This is a genomic window from Pseudomonas sp. UBA5666 (assembly GCF_002420785.1).
GTDB lineage: Bacteria > Pseudomonadota > Gammaproteobacteria > Pseudomonadales > Pseudomonadaceae > Aquipseudomonas > Aquipseudomonas fulva.
On record NZ_DIIQ01000041.1, the window covers coordinates 20,213 to 37,015 of the forward strand.

The 16,803-nt window shown below is 63.3% G+C and carries 14 protein-coding genes; 5 read left to right on the forward strand and 9 right to left on the reverse strand.

Translation table 11 applies throughout. The features are described 5' to 3' along the window. Both B2Y33_RS17060 and B2Y33_RS17065 read right to left on the reverse strand, forming a co-directional pair. A complete protein-coding gene (locus B2Y33_RS17060; protein ID WP_111475394.1) occupies positions 1 to 702 on the reverse strand; it encodes a 4'-phosphopantetheinyl transferase family protein in 702 nt (233 codons plus the stop codon). Positions 703 to 858: 156 nt separating this feature from the next. Continuing rightward, positions 859 to 1,653, reverse strand: a complete 795-nt coding sequence (locus B2Y33_RS17065) for a dienelactone hydrolase family protein (protein ID WP_027914197.1) — start codon at positions 1,651 to 1,653, stop codon at positions 859 to 861. A gap of 129 nt (positions 1,654 to 1,782) precedes the next feature. Between B2Y33_RS17065 and B2Y33_RS17070 the strand changes: the two genes are divergently transcribed. The 4 genes from B2Y33_RS17070 (at position 1,783) to B2Y33_RS17085 (ending at position 6,166) form a co-directional block, all read left to right on the forward strand. Continuing rightward, the gene (locus B2Y33_RS17070) at positions 1,783 to 2,388 is read left to right on the forward strand and encodes an outer membrane beta-barrel protein (protein WP_206405714.1); all 606 of its coding nucleotides are present in this window, start codon (positions 1,783 to 1,785) and stop codon (positions 2,386 to 2,388) included. A 150-nt stretch (positions 2,389 to 2,538) separates the two neighbouring features. Next, positions 2,539 to 3,216: a response regulator gene (locus B2Y33_RS17075; RefSeq protein WP_023536231.1), complete on the forward strand. Its 678-nt coding sequence runs from the start codon at positions 2,539 to 2,541 to the stop codon at positions 3,214 to 3,216. Continuing rightward, a complete protein-coding gene (locus B2Y33_RS17080; protein WP_028687377.1) occupies positions 3,213 to 4,559 on the forward strand; it encodes an ATP-binding protein in 1,347 nt (448 codons plus the stop codon). The genes B2Y33_RS17075 and B2Y33_RS17080 overlap by 4 nt, the downstream gene beginning before the upstream one ends. Before the next feature lie 284 nt (positions 4,560 to 4,843). Continuing rightward, complete coding sequence (locus B2Y33_RS17085; RefSeq protein ID WP_027914199.1) at positions 4,844 to 6,166, forward strand: dicarboxylate/amino acid:cation symporter; 1,323 nt, start codon at positions 4,844 to 4,846, stop codon at positions 6,164 to 6,166. Between the two features lie 118 nt (positions 6,167 to 6,284). On the opposite strand, the gene tsaA is transcribed toward B2Y33_RS17085, so the two are convergent. The 5 genes from tsaA to rimO form a co-directional block, all read right to left on the reverse strand. Then, on the reverse strand, positions 6,285 to 6,977 hold the full coding sequence (tsaA, locus tag B2Y33_RS17090) for a tRNA (N6-threonylcarbamoyladenosine(37)-N6)-methyltransferase TrmO (RefSeq protein WP_027914200.1): 693 nt from the start codon (positions 6,975 to 6,977) through the stop codon (positions 6,285 to 6,287). Positions 6,978 to 6,983: 6 nt separating this feature from the next. Beyond that, a complete protein-coding gene (locus B2Y33_RS17095; RefSeq protein WP_027914201.1) occupies positions 6,984 to 7,445 on the reverse strand; it encodes a DUF1456 family protein in 462 nt (153 codons plus the stop codon). A 49-nt stretch (positions 7,446 to 7,494) separates the two neighbouring features. Further along, positions 7,495 to 8,205, reverse strand: coding sequence for an rRNA pseudouridine synthase (locus B2Y33_RS17100; RefSeq protein ID WP_023536258.1), 711 nt, complete (start codon positions 8,203 to 8,205; stop codon positions 7,495 to 7,497). 75 nt (positions 8,206 to 8,280) lie between these two features. Continuing rightward, a complete protein-coding gene (locus B2Y33_RS17105; protein WP_027914202.1) occupies positions 8,281 to 8,736 on the reverse strand; it encodes a GNAT family N-acetyltransferase in 456 nt (151 codons plus the stop codon). A 104-nt stretch (positions 8,737 to 8,840) separates the two neighbouring features. Further along, positions 8,841 to 10,172, reverse strand: a complete 1,332-nt coding sequence (rimO, locus tag B2Y33_RS17110) for a 30S ribosomal protein S12 methylthiotransferase RimO (protein WP_023536322.1) — start codon at positions 10,170 to 10,172, stop codon at positions 8,841 to 8,843. A gap of 235 nt (positions 10,173 to 10,407) precedes the next feature. Between rimO and B2Y33_RS17115 the strand changes: the two genes are divergently transcribed. Then, positions 10,408 to 12,318: a potassium transporter Kup gene (locus B2Y33_RS17115; RefSeq protein WP_027914203.1), complete on the forward strand. Its 1,911-nt coding sequence runs from the start codon at positions 10,408 to 10,410 to the stop codon at positions 12,316 to 12,318. 410 nt (positions 12,319 to 12,728) lie between these two features. Here B2Y33_RS17115 and B2Y33_RS17120 read toward each other — a convergent pair whose 3' ends face one another. Both B2Y33_RS17120 and mprF read right to left on the reverse strand, forming a co-directional pair. Beyond that, entirely contained in the window at positions 12,729 to 14,021 is a 1,293-nt protein-coding gene (locus B2Y33_RS17120) for a virulence factor family protein (protein WP_104925898.1), read from the reverse strand. Continuing rightward, on the reverse strand, positions 14,021 to 16,663 hold the full coding sequence (gene mprF / locus B2Y33_RS17125; RefSeq protein ID WP_027914205.1) for a bifunctional lysylphosphatidylglycerol flippase/synthetase MprF: 2,643 nt from the start codon (positions 16,661 to 16,663) through the stop codon (positions 14,021 to 14,023). The genes B2Y33_RS17120 and mprF overlap by 1 nt, the downstream gene beginning before the upstream one ends. Positions 16,664 to 16,803: the final 140 nt, after the last annotated feature.

Consider the following 16,803-nt stretch of genomic DNA (forward strand, 5'->3'; position numbering starts at 1 on the left):
TCAGGCGCTAACCAGGCTCAGCAAGTGGCCATCCTGCAGACAGAATTGCCCCTGTAATTGGGCGCCCTTGCGCCATTGGGCGGACAGGTCGGTGAGCAGGCGCAGCGTGGCCAGCCCGTCAGCGGACCATTCCAGCAGCTCGGCATGTTCGAAGTAAAAGCGCTGGCCAGTCAGGGGGTAGAGCGTCTTGAACAGGCTTTCCTTGAGCGAGAAGGTCAGGGTCACGGCCAGGCCCAACTGCCGGTGGTCCAGACGCTCCAGCTCCATCGGTGTCAGGATCTCGCCCATCAAACGCTCGGCGCGCTCGTCATCGAGCAGCGCTTCCTGGTCCAACCCCAGCCCGCGGCAGTTGCTTTGAGCAGCAACCACCGCCGCCGCCCAGCCTTTACCGTGGGTAATCGAGCCCCGAATGCCGGCAGGCCAGATGGGGGAGCGGTCTTCGTGGGTGGTGGGCACGTAGTGCCGGCCGTCCAACTGCTGCAACGCCGCGCGCGCGCATACCCGCCCGGCGATGTATTCAGCCTGGCGCTTGGCAACTGAACGTTGCAGGCCCGCACTGGGCACGATGCCAGCACGCGCGAAGTCGTCCGGGGTCACGCTTGTGGGGTCGAAGGCGCAACTGACCAGTACCGCACCAGGCAAGGGACGGGGCAAGGGCCAGTGTTGCCGAAGCGAGGTACAGCAGGCAGGAAGGGTCGTCATGCGCGCTATTGTGCCAGCTGAGCAGGGGTTGCGGGAGGGGCAGGGCGATACAGCCCGGCACATGGGCGCAGTTTTCAACGCAAGCATGAAAACGCGCCCGCTGTTGCCTACCTATTACGGTGATCGCTGGCGTCCCAGCATGGCTGCCCCGCGTGATCACTCATTGAACACCTGCTTGAAAAACGCCTGCATGTCTGCCCAGGAGCGTTCGTCGGCCGCCTTGTCATAACCAATGTCCGGCCCGCCGTGAGCGCCATGGCTCAGGCGGTCGGCATCAGGGTTGGTGAACCCGTGCTTGGCCCCGTCGAGGCTGACGAAACGGTAATTCACCTTCGCCGCGTCCATCTCCGCCTTGAAGGCCTGCACCTGTTCGGCGGTCACCATGCTGTCCGCTGCGCCGTGCTCCACCAGAATTGCCGCCCTCACCACCCCAGGCTTTGCGGGTGTAGTGGTAGCCAGGGCGCCATGGAAACTCACCACACCGTCGAGCTTCTCGCCGCGCCTGGCGGCATCGAGTACCACCTTGCCGCCAAAGCAGTACCCCACAGCGCCCAGGTCATGCTTGTTGGTGTTGGGCTGCAACTTGAGCAATTCCAGCCCGGCGTCGAAGCGCCTGGCAGCAGCCTTGGGGTCCTTGAGTGCTGCCGCCATGAACGCCTGGGCGTCCTGAGGGTGCTCGGTGTGCTTGCCGTCACCGTACATGTCGATGGCCAGGGCGTTGTAACCCAGCGCTGCCAAGTCCCGGGCGCGTCGTTTGGCGTAGTCATTGAGCCCCCACCACTCATGCACCACGACGATGCCTGGCCGCTTGCCGGTGACAGCGTCGTCATAGGCGTAATAGCCGACCAGCCGGTTGCCGTCGGCATCCTGGTAGGGGATCTCGCGGGTCTGTACCGCCGCCTGGGCAAAGGCGGCAGTACACATCAAGGTCAAGGCCAGCAAGGCGCGCATGGTGACTACTCCTGGATTGCAATCGGTTCGTTCAGTCAATGTTCAGCAAGGGTTCAGTCGAGGTTCAGTGTGCCCTGCTTACTCTAGCTTCCAGACCTCAACAGCGCACTCGACTGGAGTAACCTCACCATGAAAACATTCAATACCCTGCTTGCCGCCGTAGCCGTCTGCGCCGCTGGCATGACCAGCGCCCAGGCGGCCGATGAAAACTTCGCCAGCCTCACCTACGGCCAGACCAGCGACAAGGTTCGCAAGTCAGGCCTGCTGCAACGCAACACCGACCACCTCAACACCGACGGCGTCATCGCCAAGGACGGTACCTGGGGCGTGCGCCTGGGGCGCATCAATGACCAGGGTCGCTACTACATGACCTACGACAACGTTTCCGGTGACCACAGCGGCTTGAAACTTCGCCAGGAAAACCTGCTGGGCAGCTATGACCTGTTCCTGCCCGTAGGCGATACCACCAAGCTGTTCGGCGGCGGTACCCTCGGCATGACCAAGCTGTCCCAGGAATCGCCAGGCCTGAGCCGCGACACCGACTACGGTTATGCCTACGGCCTGCAGGCAGGCTTCATCCAGGACATCACCGACAAGGCCTCGGTCGAACTGGGCTACCGCTACCTGCGCACCAATGCCGCCACCGAGGTCAGCCCCCACGGCGCGCCGAAGGCCGGCACATTGCGCCTGAGCAGCAGCGCGCAGACCTATCTGGCGGCTTCCTACAAGTTCTGACCTGCCCGTCGCGTTATCCTGTAGCGACCCGGGTCTGGCAAGCCAGCTCCAACCAGTGCCATGCTGGGCCATCAGGCCGGTAGGCGCGCGCGGTGGGGCTGGCTTGTCAGCATTGGGCACCGTACAGGCACATCCATCAAGGAGCTGCACATGAAACTGCTGGTGGTCGAGGACGAAGCCTTGCTTCGCCATCACCTCTATACCCGCCTGGGGGAAAGTGGCCACGTGGTCGAGGCGGTCGCCAATGCCGAGGAGGCGTTGTACCAGGCCGAGCAGTACCACTTCGACCTGGCGGTGGTCGACCTGGGGCTGCCGGGCATCAGTGGCCTGGAGCTGATCACGCGCCTGCGCAACCAGGCCAAGACCTTCCCCATCCTCATCCTCACGGCCCGCGGCAACTGGCAGGACAAGGTCGAAGGGCTGGCCGCTGGCGCCGACGACTACCTGGTCAAGCCGTTCCAGTTCGAAGAACTCGAGGCGCGCCTCAATGCGCTGCTGCGCCGCTCCAGCGGCTTCACCCAGTCAACCATCGCCGCCGGCCCGTTGGTCCTTGACCTCAATCGCAAGCAGGCGACGCTCGACGAGCAGCCACTGGGCCTGACCGCCTACGAATACCGCATCCTCGAGTACCTGATGCGTCATCACCAGCAGGTGGTGGCCAAGGATCGCCTGATGGAGCAACTCTACCCTGGCGATGAAGAACGTGATCCAAACGTCATCGAAGTGCTCATCGGGCGCTTGCGGCGCAAGCTCGAAGGCGAGTGCGGCTTCAAGCCCATCGATACCGTGCGCGGGCTTGGCTACCTGTTCACCGAGCGCTGCCGATGATTCGATCCCTGCGTGTGCGCCTGATGCTGGCCGCTGCCGTGTTGGCGGTGCTGTTCATGCTGGCGCTGCTGCCAGCTTTGCAGAAAGCCTTCAGCCTTGCCTTGCAGGAGTCGATCGAACAACGCTTGGCTTCGGACGTGACCACGCTGATTTCGGCGGCGCGTATCGAAAACGGGCAGTTGCAGATGCCGGCGTTGTTGCCGGACGAACGTTTCAACCTGCCCTATACCGGTCTGCTGGGGTACATCTTCGACCGTGCTGGCCAACTGGTCTGGCAGTCCCGGGCCACGGCGGCGCAGAACATCAACTATCAGCCTCGCTACGATGGCCGCGGAAACGAGTTCGCACGCATCCACCAGGCCAATGGCGAGGAGTTCTTCGTTTATGACGTCGAGATTAAGCTGCTGGGCGGCAAGAGTGCCGCCTTCAGCATCGTGGCCCTGCAGCCGGTGCGCGACTATCAGCGCACCCTCGATGGCCTGCGTGAAAAACTCTACCTGGGCTTCGGGGCTGCCTTGCTAGCACTGCTGGCGCTGCTCTGGGCCGGGTTGACCTGGGGGTTGCGCTCGCTACGCCGCCTTAGCCGCGAGCTCGACGATCTGGAATCCGGCGCGCGGGACGGCCTGAGCACACACCACCCCCGCGAACTGCTGCGCCTGACCGGCTCGCTGAACCGCCTGCTGCAAAGCGAGCGCGAGCAACGCCAGCGCTACCGGGATTCGCTGGACGACCTGGCGCACAGCCTGAAGACGCCCTTGGCCGTGTTGCAGGGGGTGGGCGAAAGCCTGCAGCAGCACAACGGTGAACGGGAGCAGGCCAGGGTCTTGCAGAGCCAGATCGAACGCATGAGCCAGCAGATCGACTATCAACTGCAACGTGCCAGCCTGCGCAAGAGCGGCCTGGTGCGTCATAGCGTGGTGCTACGCCCCTTGCTCGACAGCCTGTGTAGCACGCTGGCCAAGGTCTACCGCGATAAACACGTGGACGTGACCTTGCAGGTGCCGGACCAGGCGCGGGTACCCATGGAGCAGGGCGCATTGCTCGAACTGCTGGGTAACCTCCTGGAAAACGCCTACCGCCTGAGCCTGGGCCAGATAAGGGTCAGCCTGTTCAGAGAAGCTGGACGGCTCACGCTCTGTATCGAAGATGACGGTCCAGGCGTGCCCGCCAACCAGCGCCAGCGCATTCTGGAGCGTGGTGAGCGGTTGGACAGTCAGCACCCGGGGCAAGGCATCGGCCTGGCTGTGGTGAAGGACATCATCGACAGCTACGATGCCGAACTTAGCCTGGATGACTCGGCGCTTGGCGGCGCCGCCTTCCGTATCACCTTCAATCTGGAATGAGCCCAGGCGGTTTTCCGCCATCTGGGCCGCTCCAATTCCGCCAGCGGGCGGAAACCCGCCACCCTTCCTCACGTTTCGCCCCGACGTTGGGCATGGAAAGCCAGCAATAGCCCTGCCTGCACCCGGTTTGGGCATTTTGGCATCACCCTTGCTATCGCTATTGGCAGAGGCCTGCGAAGGCAGCTCTACCACAACGACAAATCCCTCCAAGTGCAGGAGGGTTAGCGATTCAGGTGCTGCACCCCTGGAACAGGGTGGCGCGGCACACTTGAGGAAAAACAGCCATGACGACACGTCAGCCGCTTTACAAATCCCTGTATGTCCAGGTGTTGGTTGCCATCACCATCGGTATTCTGCTCGGCCATTACTACCCGGAAACGGGCGTTGCCCTCAAACCCTTGGGTGATGGCTTCGTCAAACTGATCAAGATGGTCATCGCACCGATCATCTTCTGCACCGTGGTCAGCGGTATCGCCGGCATGCAGAGCATGAAATCCGTCGGCAAGACGGGCGGCTATGCGTTGCTGTATTTTGAAATCGTCTCCACCATCGCGCTGATCATCGGCCTGGTGGTCGTCAACGTGGTCAAGCCCGGCGCGGGCATGCACATCGACGTCAGCACCCTCAATGCCAGCAGCGTGGCTGCCTATGCCGCCGCTGGCGCGCAGCAGACCACCGTAGGCTTCCTGCTCAACGTCATCCCCAACACCGTGGTCGGTGCCTTCGCCAACGGCGACATCCTGCAAGTACTGATGTTCTCGGTGCTGTTCGGCTTCGCCCTGCACCGCCTGGGCAGCTACGGCAAGCCGTTCCTGGACATGATCGATCGCTTCGCCCATGTCATGTTCAACATCATCAACATGATCATGAAGCTGGCCCCGATCGGTGCCTTCGGCGCCATGGCCTTCACCATCGGCCAGTACGGCGTGGGCTCGCTGGTGCAGCTGGGTTACCTGATGGCGTGCTTCTACATCACCTGCCTGCTGTTCGTGCTGGTGGTGCTTGGTGGCATCTGCCGCGCCCACGGTTTCAGCGTACTCAAGCTGATCCGCTACATCCGTGAAGAGCTGCTGATCGTGCTGGGCACGTCCTCGTCCGAGTCCGCGCTGCCACGCATGCTGGCCAAGATGGAACGCCTGGGTGCCAAGAAGTCCGTGGTAGGCCTGGTCATTCCGACCGGTTACTCGTTCAACCTGGACGGCACCTCGATCTACCTGACCATGGCTGCGGTGTTCATCGCCCAGGCTACCGACACCCCGATGGACATCACCCACCAGATCACCCTGCTGCTGGTGCTGCTGGTCGCCTCCAAAGGTGCCGCTGGCGTTACCGGTTCGGGCTTCATCGTGCTGGCGGCCACGCTGTCTGCCGTGGGCCACTTGCCGGTTGCCGGCCTGGCGCTGATCCTGGGCATCGACCGCTTCATGTCCGAAGCGCGTGCCTTGACCAACCTGGTGGGCAACGCCGTTGCCACCGTGGTCGTAGCCAAGTGGGTCAACGAGATGGACAACGACAAGCTGGCGTCGGAGTTGGCTTCGGGTGGCGGTCCGCTGATCGACACCCGTCCGACCGACGACCTGGGCGTTGCCGAAGGTCCAGCACGTTGATTACAGCGTAACGGTACGAAAAAAGGCGACCCGGCGGGTCGCCTTTTTCATGGGCGGCTGTTGGTACTTGAGCCAGATGGCGACAGCACAACCCCCCAGATGCAGCGCTATTGCACCTTCAAGCCAGCACCACCTCCAGCACGCGGATCACATCCGTCTGCGGATAATGCCACCTGACCTGCACATCCCAGAATTTGACCCCATACACCCGTTCGGCCACAGGCACCTGATAGGCTGGCCGTGGGTCTTGCGCCAAGCATTGCTCGATCAATGCCACCAGGGGCTCGCCCAGGCGCAACGCATGCTCGCGGGCCTGGGGCAGGGCGCTGTCGGCCCACTGCACGGTAATGGCCACTGGCGCACCGCTGGCCATGTGGTTATGGGCACCCTCGACACTGTCGGCATAGGGTACGTAGGGCTTGATGTCCAGCACCGGCGTGCCGTCGAGCAGGTCGATGCCTGACAACAGCAAGCGGCCAGGTTCAACGCCCTCCAGCCGCACCACCGACTGGCCGATGCCGTTGGGCCGGTGGGTGGCGCGAGTGGCGAACACACCCATGCTCTTGTTGCCCCCCAGGCGCGGTGGGCGCACTTTGAGCCTGGGTTTTTCTTCCAGGGCCTGGTGGAACAGAAACAGCAGCCAGACGTGGCTGACCTGTTCCAGCCCTTCGACTGCCTCGGCTTGGTCGAACGGGGGCAGTAGCTCCAGCACACCGCGTGCGGCCGGCGCCAGTTGCGGCTGGCGCGGAATGGCGAACTTCTCCTTGAAACAGGAGCGCACGATCCCCACCGGCGCCACCGTATGCTGCATGACCATTCAGCCGTGCACGCGCTGGGTCAGGCCCTTCAGGAAGTTGCGCAGCAACTGGTCGCCGCACGGGCGGTAGTTGTCATGGCCGGCCTTGCGAAACAGTGCGCTGAGCTCAGGTTTGCTGACGGGGAAATCGACCGATTTCAAGATGGCGTGCAGGTCGTCCTCTTTCAGTTCGAAAGCCACTCGCAGCTTCTTCAGGATCTGGTTGTTGGTAACCGGCAGTTCGACAGGTTGTGCCGGACGGCTTTCATCCTTGCCGCGACGGTAGATGACCAGGCCGTCGAGAAAGTGCGCCATGACCCGGTCCGGGCAGCGCACAAAGCCTTCCTCTTCTTCTTTCTTCACATAGGTCGCCAGGACGACAGGGTTCACGTCCAGGCCGGTCAAACCGATGATCTCGGCCATCTTGGCGTCATTGACTTTCAACATGTAGCGCAGGCTGCGCAGGACGTCATTGTGGTTCATTGCTGCAAAATCCTGTTCTCGTGCCGCACGTAGTCGCACGGCCTCTCACTTAGAAACGTTCAGTGCCCATCAGGTAGCGCCATTGGCCCAGCGCCAGCTTGCCCATCGAAACACCGCCCAGGCGTATGCGGCGCATGCCCAGCAACTCCAGGCGCAGGTAGGCGCACAGTTCGGAAATCTGGCCGGGTTGCGGGTTTTTCAGCACCAGGCGCAAATGGGTTTCGTTCTGCCAGCTGGCCTTGGCCTTGGGCAATTCGCGGTCATTGCGGGTCACACCGCGTGCCAGGCGCTCGAGCATCTGGGCACTGGCTTCACCGCGCACCTGGACCACGAACTCCTGTTCAAGCTTGCGCAGGTCGGCGTTGATCTTGCGGGTTACCCGCCAGTCCTGGGTAAACACCTGCAAGCCGCTGGCACCCGGTTCCAACGGTGCTACACAGGCCTGGCGGGTGAAATGCCCGTGCAAGGGGCGCACGCCTTCGCGATGGGCCTCGCTGAGGCTGGTCATGTTCAGGCCAAGCCGGGCAGTTTCGTTGTCCATGCCCGCGCCTTGGTGGAGCAGCAGCGTGACCGGCTCCAGGCTCTCGGCGCGCGCGCCGGGCAGCAGCTCGACGTGCTGCTGCTCGACCTTGAACTGCGGTTGCTCGACCACCACGCCGTCGACCGTCACCCAGCCTCCTTCGATATACAACTCAGCCTCGCGGCGGGAACAGCCAAGCTGCTCGACAAGGCGTTTGGACAGACGGACGGGTTCGGACATGACGACGATTCGCAAAGGCAAAGAAAGGCTGCATTGTACCCTTCCCGCCGGGCGAGGGGCGGGAATCTGTGTCAATCAGGCCGCGCTGTGCCTGCGCATGTGCAGCAAGGGATACGGTTGGCCCAGACCGTCCTTGGGCGAACGGCCCACGATCTCAAAGCCCTGGTGCAGATAAAAGCCCAGCGCCTGGGTGTTCTGCTCGTTGACGTCGAGGGTCAGGGCGTCCAACGCCTGCACCGCATGCTGCAGCAATTGTTTGCCGATACCTCGGCCATGCCACTGCGGGTCCACGAACAACATGTCGATGCGCCCGCCTGCCACGCCGACGAAACCCTGGATGCTGCGATCAGGCCCACGGGCACAGACCAGCATCACCGCGTCCAGATACCGCCGCAGCACCTTGTCGCGCAGCAGCACGATGTAGGGTTCGGGCATAAAGGCGTGCGTCGCACGTACCGCGTCTTCCCATACGCTGACCAGCCTGGGGTAGTCGCTCAGGTGAGGCGTTTCCAGGGTCGAGAAGGTGCGCATCGGGTCCTTGCTCCAGTGGCCGTCAAAACAAGGATAGATGCTGGAGGAGGGCGCGACCCGGGGCAGGCCGCGCCACTGCGACAGGAGGCAGGCAGGGCGCCCTGTCAGATGGGCTCTGCCCACATGTCGTATTCGTCGGCGTCCACCACGCGGCAACGTACCTTGTCGCCAGGCTTGAAGCCGTGGTTGCCATCGATGAAGACACTGCCGTCGATTTCTGGCGCGTCGAAGAAACTGCGGCCCACCGAGCCTTGCTCTTCGACCTCGTCAATGAGCACGTCGATTTCCTTGCCGATGCGCATCTGCAGGCGGGCGGCGCTGATGGCCTGCTGGTGCGCCATGAAACGGTCCCAGCGATCCTGTTTGACGTCGTCCGGGACGTCGGCCAAGCCCAGGTCGTTGGCCGGGGCACCTTCGACAGGCGAGTACTGGAAGCAGCCCACGCGGTCGAGTTGGGCCTCGGTCAGCCAGTCCAGCAGGTACTGGAAGTCTTCCTCGGTTTCGCCTGGGAAGCCGACGATGAAGGTCGAACGAATGACCAGCTCCGGGCACTGCTCGCGCCACTGCTTGATGCGGGCCAGGGTCCGGTCTTCGAAGGCCGGGCGCTTCATCGACTTGAGCACCTTGGGGCTGGCGTGCTGGAACGGAATGTCCAGGTACGGCAGGATCTTGCCGGCAGCCATCAATGGGATCACATCGTCGACATTGGGGTACGGATACACATAGTGCAGGCGCACCCACGCACCCAGGCTGCTCAGGGCCTCACACAACTCGAGCATGCGGGTCTTGACCGGGCGGCCGTTCCAGAAGTCGGTCTTGTATTTGACGTCTACGCCGTAGGCGCTGGTGTCCTGGGAAATCACCAGGATTTCCTTGACCCCGGCCTTGACCAGGCGCTCGGCCTCGCTCAGCACGTCGCCCACCGGGCGGCTGACCAGCTTGCCACGCATCGACGGAATGATGCAGAAGCTGCAGCTGTGGTTGCAGCCTTCGGAAATCTTCAGGTAGGCATAGTGGCGCGGCGTCAGCTTGACCCCTTGCGGCGGCACCAGGTCGATCAGCGGGTTGTGGTCCTGACGCGGCGGCACCACTTCGTGCACGGCGTTGACCACCTGCTCGTACTGCTGCGGGCCGGTCACCGAAAGCACGCTTGGGTGCACATCGCGAATGCTGCCTTCCTCGACACCCATGCAGCCGGTGACGATCACCTTGCCGTTTTCCTTGATGGCTTCACCGATCACTTCAAGCGATTCGGCCTTGGCGCTGTCAATGAAACCGCAGGTGTTGACCACCACCACGTCGGCATCCTCGTACGTTGGCACGACTTCATAGCCTTCCATGCGCAACTGGGTGAGGATGCGCTCGGAATCGACCAGGGCTTTGGGACAGCCCAGGCTGACGAAACCGACCTTGGGGGTGGCGGGCGTGGTGGACATGACTAACCTCGGCGTTGAATACAGGTCGCCCAGCGTTGATCGGGGGCGACCTTGACGGGCGCTTTTGGCGCCTCTGATCAAAAAGTGCGCAATTCTAGCGAGCGATGGATCGATTGACCAGCAGAAATACGACGAACGCTGCGCTATGCTTCGCGCCGTTACGCCAGGCCCGGATGGGCGAACTGGCATGCACGCTGACAACAGTGGCCCTGAGGGCCTTTTGCGGGAGTGGTCGATGGTTCAGGCAAGCAGTCACGCCGAGGGCGGGCACGCAGCGAAGCAGGGGGCGACCCGGTCGCTGGGCCTACTGGTGGCGGCGGTCGGGGTGGTTTATGGCGATATCGGCACCAGCCCGCTGTATACCCTGAAGGAAGTGTTCACGGGCGGTTATGGGGTGCAGGTTAACCACGACGGTGTGCTGGGAATCCTGTCGTTGATCCTCTGGTCGCTGCTGTGGGTGGTGTCATTCAAGTACGTGGTGTTCATCCTGCGTGCCGACAACCAGGGGGAGGGCGGCACCATGGCCCTGACCGCGCTGGCGCGGCGTGCCACGGCTGCGTATCCGCGCCTGCGCACCCTGATGGTGATCTGCGGTTTGATCGGCGCCTCGCTGTTCTATGGCGACAGCATGATCACCCCGGCAGTCTCGGTGCTTTCGGCCGTCGAGGGCCTGGGCCTGGCCTTCGATGGCATCGACCATTGGGTGGTGCCGGTGTCGCTGGTGGTGTTGGTGGCTCTGTTTCTGGTGCAGCGCCACGGCACCGAGAAAATCGGCAAGCTGTTCGGCCCGGTCATGGTTCTATGGTTCGTGGTGCTGGCCGCGCTGGGGGTCCATGGCATCGCACAGACGCCCGAAGTGCTCCGCGCCTTCAATCCCGGTTGGGCGGTCAACTTCTTCATCGTCCATCCCGGCATGGGCGTGGCCATCCTCGGCGCGGTGGTGCTGGCGTTGACCGGTGCCGAGGCGCTCTATGCCGACATGGGGCACTTTGGCCGCAAGCCGATCGCGCGGGCCTGGTTCGCCCTGGTGCTACCGGCACTGGTGCTCAACTACTTTGGCCAGGGCGCCATGCTGCTGCAAAACCCCGAGGCTGCGCGCAACCCGTTCTACCTGCTGGCGCCCAGCTGGGCCTTGCTGCCGCTGGTCGGCCTTGCCACCCTGGCCACCGTGATTGCGTCGCAAGCGGTAATATCCGGCGCCTTCTCGCTCACCCGACAGGCCATCCAGTTGGGCTACATCCCGCGTATGCACATCCAGCACACCTCCAGTGACGAGCAAGGGCAAATCTACGTGGCGGCAGTCAACTGGACGTTGATGGTGGGCGTGGTGCTGCTGGTGATCGGCTTCGAGTCCTCGGGCGCTTTGGCCGCAGCCTATGGCGTGGCCGTCACCGGCACAATGTTGATGACGACCATTCTGGTGGCGGCGGTGATGTTGTTGCTGTGGAAATGGCCGCCGATCCTGGCCGTGCCCCTCTTGCTGGGCTTTCTGTTCGTTGACGGGCTGTTTTTCGCCGCCAACGTTCCGAAGATCGTCCAGGGCGGGGCCTTCCCTGTGCTGGCAGGCGGTGTGCTGTTCCTGCTGATGAGCACCTGGAAACGTGGCAAGCAAATTCTCGTCGAACGTATAGACGAAGGGGCGCTGCCACTGCCGCTGTTCATCAGCAGTATCCGCATCCAGCCGCCGCACCGGGTGGAGGGCACGGCCGTGTTTCTCACCGCCCGCTCGGACGCCGTTCCCCATGCGTTGCTGCACAACATGCTGCACAACCAGGTGCTGCACAGCCAGGTCGTGTTGCTGACGGTGCTCAGCGAAGATCGACCTCGCGTGCCAGAGCAGGAGCGATTCGAGGTCGAGGCCTATGGCGATGGCTTCTTCAGGGTGGTCCTGCATTTCGGCTTCATGGATGAGCCGGACGTGCCGGCGGCGCTGAAACTCTGCCACCTGGACGAGCTGGACTTCACGCCCATGCGCACCACCTATTTCCTGAGCCGCGAAACCGTGATCGCGTCCAGGCTCGAAGGCATGTCGCGCTGGCGAGGCAACCTGTTCGCGTTCTTGCTGAAGAATGCCAACGGCAATTTGAGGTTCTTCAACCTGCCGCTCAATCGGGTAATCGAGTTGGGTACTCAGGTCGAGATCTGAAAAGGGCAGGGGAGGCGCTGAGGGCATTCCCCTGGGGCCTAGTGATGTTTGCGGCGATGCGCAGATACTGGGGCTGGTGCGCAGCCCATCGCGGCCGGTCCGGCGCCCCGGCGAGGCCGCTCTGACACTGACCGCGTAACGCCTGAGTCAGTAGCTTCACAGGGCTTTGTAGGAGCAACTGTCTGGCACCGCCCCTGACAGCTAGCAGATTTCCGGGTAGGAGCGGCCCTTGTGCCGCGATGGGCCGCAGCGCGGCCCCGGCAATATACGCTGCGAAGCTGAAATCTAAGGGCTGCTGCGCAGCTTATCGCGGCATGAGGTCATGCAGGGGGGCAGGGTAACCCCTGATTCGCGCTATCAGAGCCACCCGCTCGACCTGACCCCAGTGACTGCTGTCCTTACCCCAACCCTCAATTCTGCTCGGCCACACTCGACTTGCCCTGACGGGTCTCGATCTCATCGATCAGCCGCTTGGCCAGGGCAGGGTAGTTTTCATCGAAGTGGTGCCCGCCCGGCAGTTTCAGACGCTCGCCCACGGCGGTCTTGTCGGTGCAACCGCTTTCGTCGCTTTCTTCCACCCCGTATACGCACACCACTTTCGCAGCCGGCAGCTTGGCCATCTCAGGTCCAGTGGGCGCCTCTTGACCTTCCTTGCCCAGCCAGCCTTCGACTTCGATCTCGAAGCTGCCGCTGCGGGCAAAGGCCAGCAGCATGACAGCGTCCACCCGTTGCTGGTCTTCAGCCGGCAGGCGGTTGTAGATGGCAGGCAGTACGTCAGCACCGAACGAGTACCCCGTCAGGACGAAACGCTTGGTCCCCCACTTCTGCCGATAGTGGTGCATCAGTTCGGACAGGTCGGCAGCACTTTGCTCCGGTGTCTTGTGTTGCCAGTAGTAGCGCAGGGTATCGATGCCCACCACCGGATAGCCCAGCTTGGCCATCTCCCCGGCCACGTCGCGGTCCAGGTCGCGCCAGCCGCCGTCGCCGGACAAGAACAGCGTGACGGTATCGGTGGTTTGACCGGCAGGGACCTCAACCACGGGAATCGCCAGTGCGTTGCCATCCTGGCCCACCAAGGCCTGGGTCAGCTGTGCCTTGAGCACTTGCGGCAGGTGGATGTCATAGTCGCTGATGCTGGTTTCGGCATTGTTCTGGTCACGCACGAAGGCCGCACTGGCATCGTCCGGATTATCGTTCCACGCCACGCTCCAGTGGCCGTGGGGCGCGGTCTTTGGCAGCGGTACCTGACACCCTGGCTGCTCGACCGTAAAGCCCACGGAAATTGCCCGGGCCTTGTCGTCGTTCTGGCTGGCCAGCCAGCGCCAGGCTTGGGTGGCACCCGGGCCAATGCCGGCGACCAGGGTCGGTTTGCTCGGCAACTGCGCCAGGGCCGTGTCCATGGCTTGCTGCTGCTTGGCGCAATCACCGGCAGGCAGCACCACTTGCACCAATTGCGCTTCGGCCGCCTGGCCAAGGTCCAGCAACTGCTTGTGGGTCAGGGCCTGGTCCTGTGGCACGCCGATCGCCACCCAGGCGGTGGGGTGCACCCCTGGGGTAACGCGGGTGATGCTGGCATCGTTGATTTGAAGTTGCTCAAGCTGTGCCTCAGGGGCCGGCCGCGTCCAGAACCAGAACGCCGTGGCGCCGGCCAGGGCGGCCAGCAGCAGGGTGATCAACGGGTAAAGCCAAAAGCGTCGGGTCATCAGCGTTTCACCAATCCAGTCAAGCCGCCGGCAATCAGGGCGGCAGTGTCGGCCAGTGCCACCAGCGGGTCGAGCCCGGCAGGCACGGCCATGTAGCGAGGTTCCCAGTCAGGCTGGAACTTGTCCTTGAACCGGCGCAGCCCCTGGAAGTTGTAGAGTTGCTCGCCACGGCGGAACACCATCGAGCCCAGACGCTGGGTCAAGGGCGCACCGCGCCGTGGTTGCAGCCCCGACAGCGGCACCATGCCCAGGCTGAACCGGCCGTAGTCATGGCTTTTGTAATGCAGGATCAAGCCAATCATCATGAACTCCATGGTCAGCTTGGGGGCCTCCGGGTGTGCACGCATCAGGTCGAGGCTGGCCAGCTCGTTGCTGTGGGTCTCGAGCAGGTTGGCAAAGGCCACGGGGCGGCCTTGGAAGCGAATCAGGGCGATACGGAAGTGCTGCAGGTAATCCGGGCTGAAACGGCCCAGCGAAAAGCCCTTTTCGCGAACGTTCTTGCCACTGAGCCATGCATCGGAAATTTCCTTGAGCTCAGCCAGCGGCGCATGGCCTGGCTCATGGATTTCCAGGCTCAGCCCGTCACGGCCGCCTCGGTTCCACGTGTAGCGCAGGTCCTTCATTTCCTTGCCTTTGGCATCGAGGTCGAAGCGGCGCAGGTCGACACGGGCTTCCTCGCCCAGCTTCAGGGCAGTCAGGCCGATGTCCATGTAGAAGGGCAGGTTCTCTGCGCGCACCTGGTAAAACACTGGTCGAGCATGGTGCAGGTCGCACAGGTCGCGGAACTGCCAGATCATCTCGGCACGCTCCTGGGCCGGCCCGATCGGATCGTACAGCGCAACCAGACTACGACCACGGCGGGCATACATCAGAAACGCGTTGTCCCGGGGATGGAACAGCAGCGCCTTGTCGCCGGTCAGGGCCAGGCCGCCATCAGGCTGGTCGGAGGCCTGCAGAATACGGTGAGCCCGTTGCAGTTCGGCTTCATCGGGCAGGTGGATCACCGGCGGTGCGGTGCGCAGCAACCAGGTTAGCGCCAGCGCTGCCAGCAGCAAGGCACTGCCCATCGCCGCACGCAGGCCACGGGGGGCATCGGCGTCCAGGGTGAACTGCCACCACAGTTGATGGCTGTAGGGCACATCCTGGTAGGCGAACAACAGCAGCCACACCGAGGCGCCCACCGCGCAGGCACTGGCCACCAGATACACCGGCGAGAACGGCAGTTCCATCAAGCGGCTGGGCCGATAGAACGAGCGGCGGAACAAAGCCAGGAGCGCGGCCGTGAACGTCAGCAGGCAGGCCTCTTCCCAGTCGAAGCCCTTGAGCAGCGAAAGCAATGCCCCCACCAGCAGCAGCACCGTGGTCAGCAGCCACGCGGCCGACAGGCGCCGGCGCAGGCCTTGGGCCAGCAACAGGCACAGCACGCCGATCAGGCTGGCGCCGAAGTGGGAGGCATCGATCAGCCGATGGGGGATCAGAAAGCCCATGTGCTCAAGGCGGGTATCGATCTCGGGCGTGGCGCCGGAAAACAGCAATACCACCCCCGAGAGGAAGACCATGATGGCCAGGATAGGCGCTGCCAGCCCAGAGGCAGCCTTCATGGCCTGCCGCGCGAACAGCAGACGCCGGGCTTCGTTGGCCAATAGCAGGACGCAGGCCAGCAGAAGCGGCAGCACCACATAGATGATGCGGTACAACAGCAATGCGGCTGCCAGCGGCGCAGCGCCCAATTGGTTGGCGAACGCGGCCAGCAGGATGGCCTCGAACACCCCAACACCACCGGGCACATGGCTGAGCACACCCGCGGCCAGCGCCAGTAGGTAGACCAGTACGAAGGCGCCGAAGGGGGGCGCTTCGGGCAGCAGCAGGTAGAGCACGGTGGCCGCGGCGGCCACGTCCAGGGCCGTGATCAGCAGTTGCAGGCCAGTCAGCCGTGCGCCGGGCAGTCGCAGCGTGCGCCGGCCCAGTTGCACCAACAGGTTGTCAGGCACTGGCTGCTCGGCCAACCGCTTGCGATACAGGCCAACTGCCAACAAGGCGCAAGCGGCCAGGACGGCAACCGCAACGCCAGCCAGCAAGCCCTGCGGCAACCGCAGGGCAGTCGAGGCGGCAGGCAGATTGCTCAGGGTGGCCAATGCCGCAAGCGGTGGCAAAGCACAACCGAGTGAAAGGCTGGCGAAGACCGTCATGCGTGCGACTTCGCCCGCGCCCACGCCTTGGCGTGCATACAGGCGGTAGCGCACCGAACCGCCGGATAGCATGGACAGGCCGATAGCATTGCCGATGGCAAAGGCGCTGAAACCACCCAGTACCAACGTTCGCGCAGGCAGCTTGACCCCAGCGTAGCGGCTGGCCGACCACTCGTAGCCCAGCAGGATCACGAAACCGATCACGGTCGCCAGCAGCGCGCCAAGCAGTGACTGCACTGGCACTTCGAGCATGGCATCGTGCAAGGCATAGATGTCCAGCTCGCTCAGCAGGTGGCGGCAGGCGATCAAGGCCATGGTGAACAGCACCAGCGTCACCGCCAGCCCAATCGGCTGACGATAGCGGCTTATCCGTTCAAGCAAAGGCAGGCGCTGCACGGCTCCGGGCAGCGCTGTGGCCAGCGGCACCGAAGGTTCAGGGTTCTGAGCGGTCATGGATTACCTCGGGCGTCAGGCACGAGGTGAAGAAGAGGCGCGGCCAAGTGAAAGTCCCTTTGGAAAACGTATCCAATATTACTCCGGCCATGGGCGCTTAACAGCCCGGCAGGGGTTAAAGATAGTTCATCCACGCAAGG

Excerpts from the sequence above, each read along its gene's own strand:
- B2Y33_RS17060 (WP_111475394.1), bottom strand. The coding sequence starts at position 702 with ATGACGACCCTTCCTGCCTGCTGTACCTCGCTTCGGCAACACTGGCCC.
- B2Y33_RS17065 (WP_027914197.1), bottom strand. The coding sequence starts at position 1,653 with ATGCGCGCCTTGCTGGCCTTGACCTTGATGTGTACTGCCGCCTTTGCC.
- B2Y33_RS17070 (WP_206405714.1), top strand. The coding sequence starts at position 1,783 with ATGAAAACATTCAATACCCTGCTTGCCGCCGTAGCCGTCTGCGCCGCT.
- B2Y33_RS17075 (WP_023536231.1), top strand. The coding sequence starts at position 2,539 with ATGAAACTGCTGGTGGTCGAGGACGAAGCCTTGCTTCGCCATCACCTC.
- B2Y33_RS17080 (WP_028687377.1), top strand. The coding sequence starts at position 3,213 with ATGATTCGATCCCTGCGTGTGCGCCTGATGCTGGCCGCTGCCGTGTTG.
- B2Y33_RS17085 (WP_027914199.1), top strand. The coding sequence starts at position 4,844 with ATGACGACACGTCAGCCGCTTTACAAATCCCTGTATGTCCAGGTGTTG.
- tsaA (WP_027914200.1), bottom strand. The coding sequence starts at position 6,977 with ATGCAGCATACGGTGGCGCCGGTGGGGATCGTGCGCTCCTGTTTCAAG.
- B2Y33_RS17095 (WP_027914201.1), bottom strand. The coding sequence starts at position 7,445 with ATGAACCACAATGACGTCCTGCGCAGCCTGCGCTACATGTTGAAAGTC.
- B2Y33_RS17100 (WP_023536258.1), bottom strand. The coding sequence starts at position 8,205 with ATGTCCGAACCCGTCCGTCTGTCCAAACGCCTTGTCGAGCAGCTTGGC.
- B2Y33_RS17105 (WP_027914202.1), bottom strand. The coding sequence starts at position 8,736 with ATGCGCACCTTCTCGACCCTGGAAACGCCTCACCTGAGCGACTACCCC.
- rimO (WP_023536322.1), bottom strand. The coding sequence starts at position 10,172 with ATGTCCACCACGCCCGCCACCCCCAAGGTCGGTTTCGTCAGCCTGGGC.
- B2Y33_RS17115 (WP_027914203.1), top strand. The coding sequence starts at position 10,408 with ATGGTTCAGGCAAGCAGTCACGCCGAGGGCGGGCACGCAGCGAAGCAG.
- B2Y33_RS17120 (WP_104925898.1), bottom strand. The coding sequence starts at position 14,021 with ATGACCCGACGCTTTTGGCTTTACCCGTTGATCACCCTGCTGCTGGCC.
- mprF (WP_027914205.1), bottom strand. The coding sequence starts at position 16,663 with ATGACCGCTCAGAACCCTGAACCTTCGGTGCCGCTGGCCACAGCGCTG.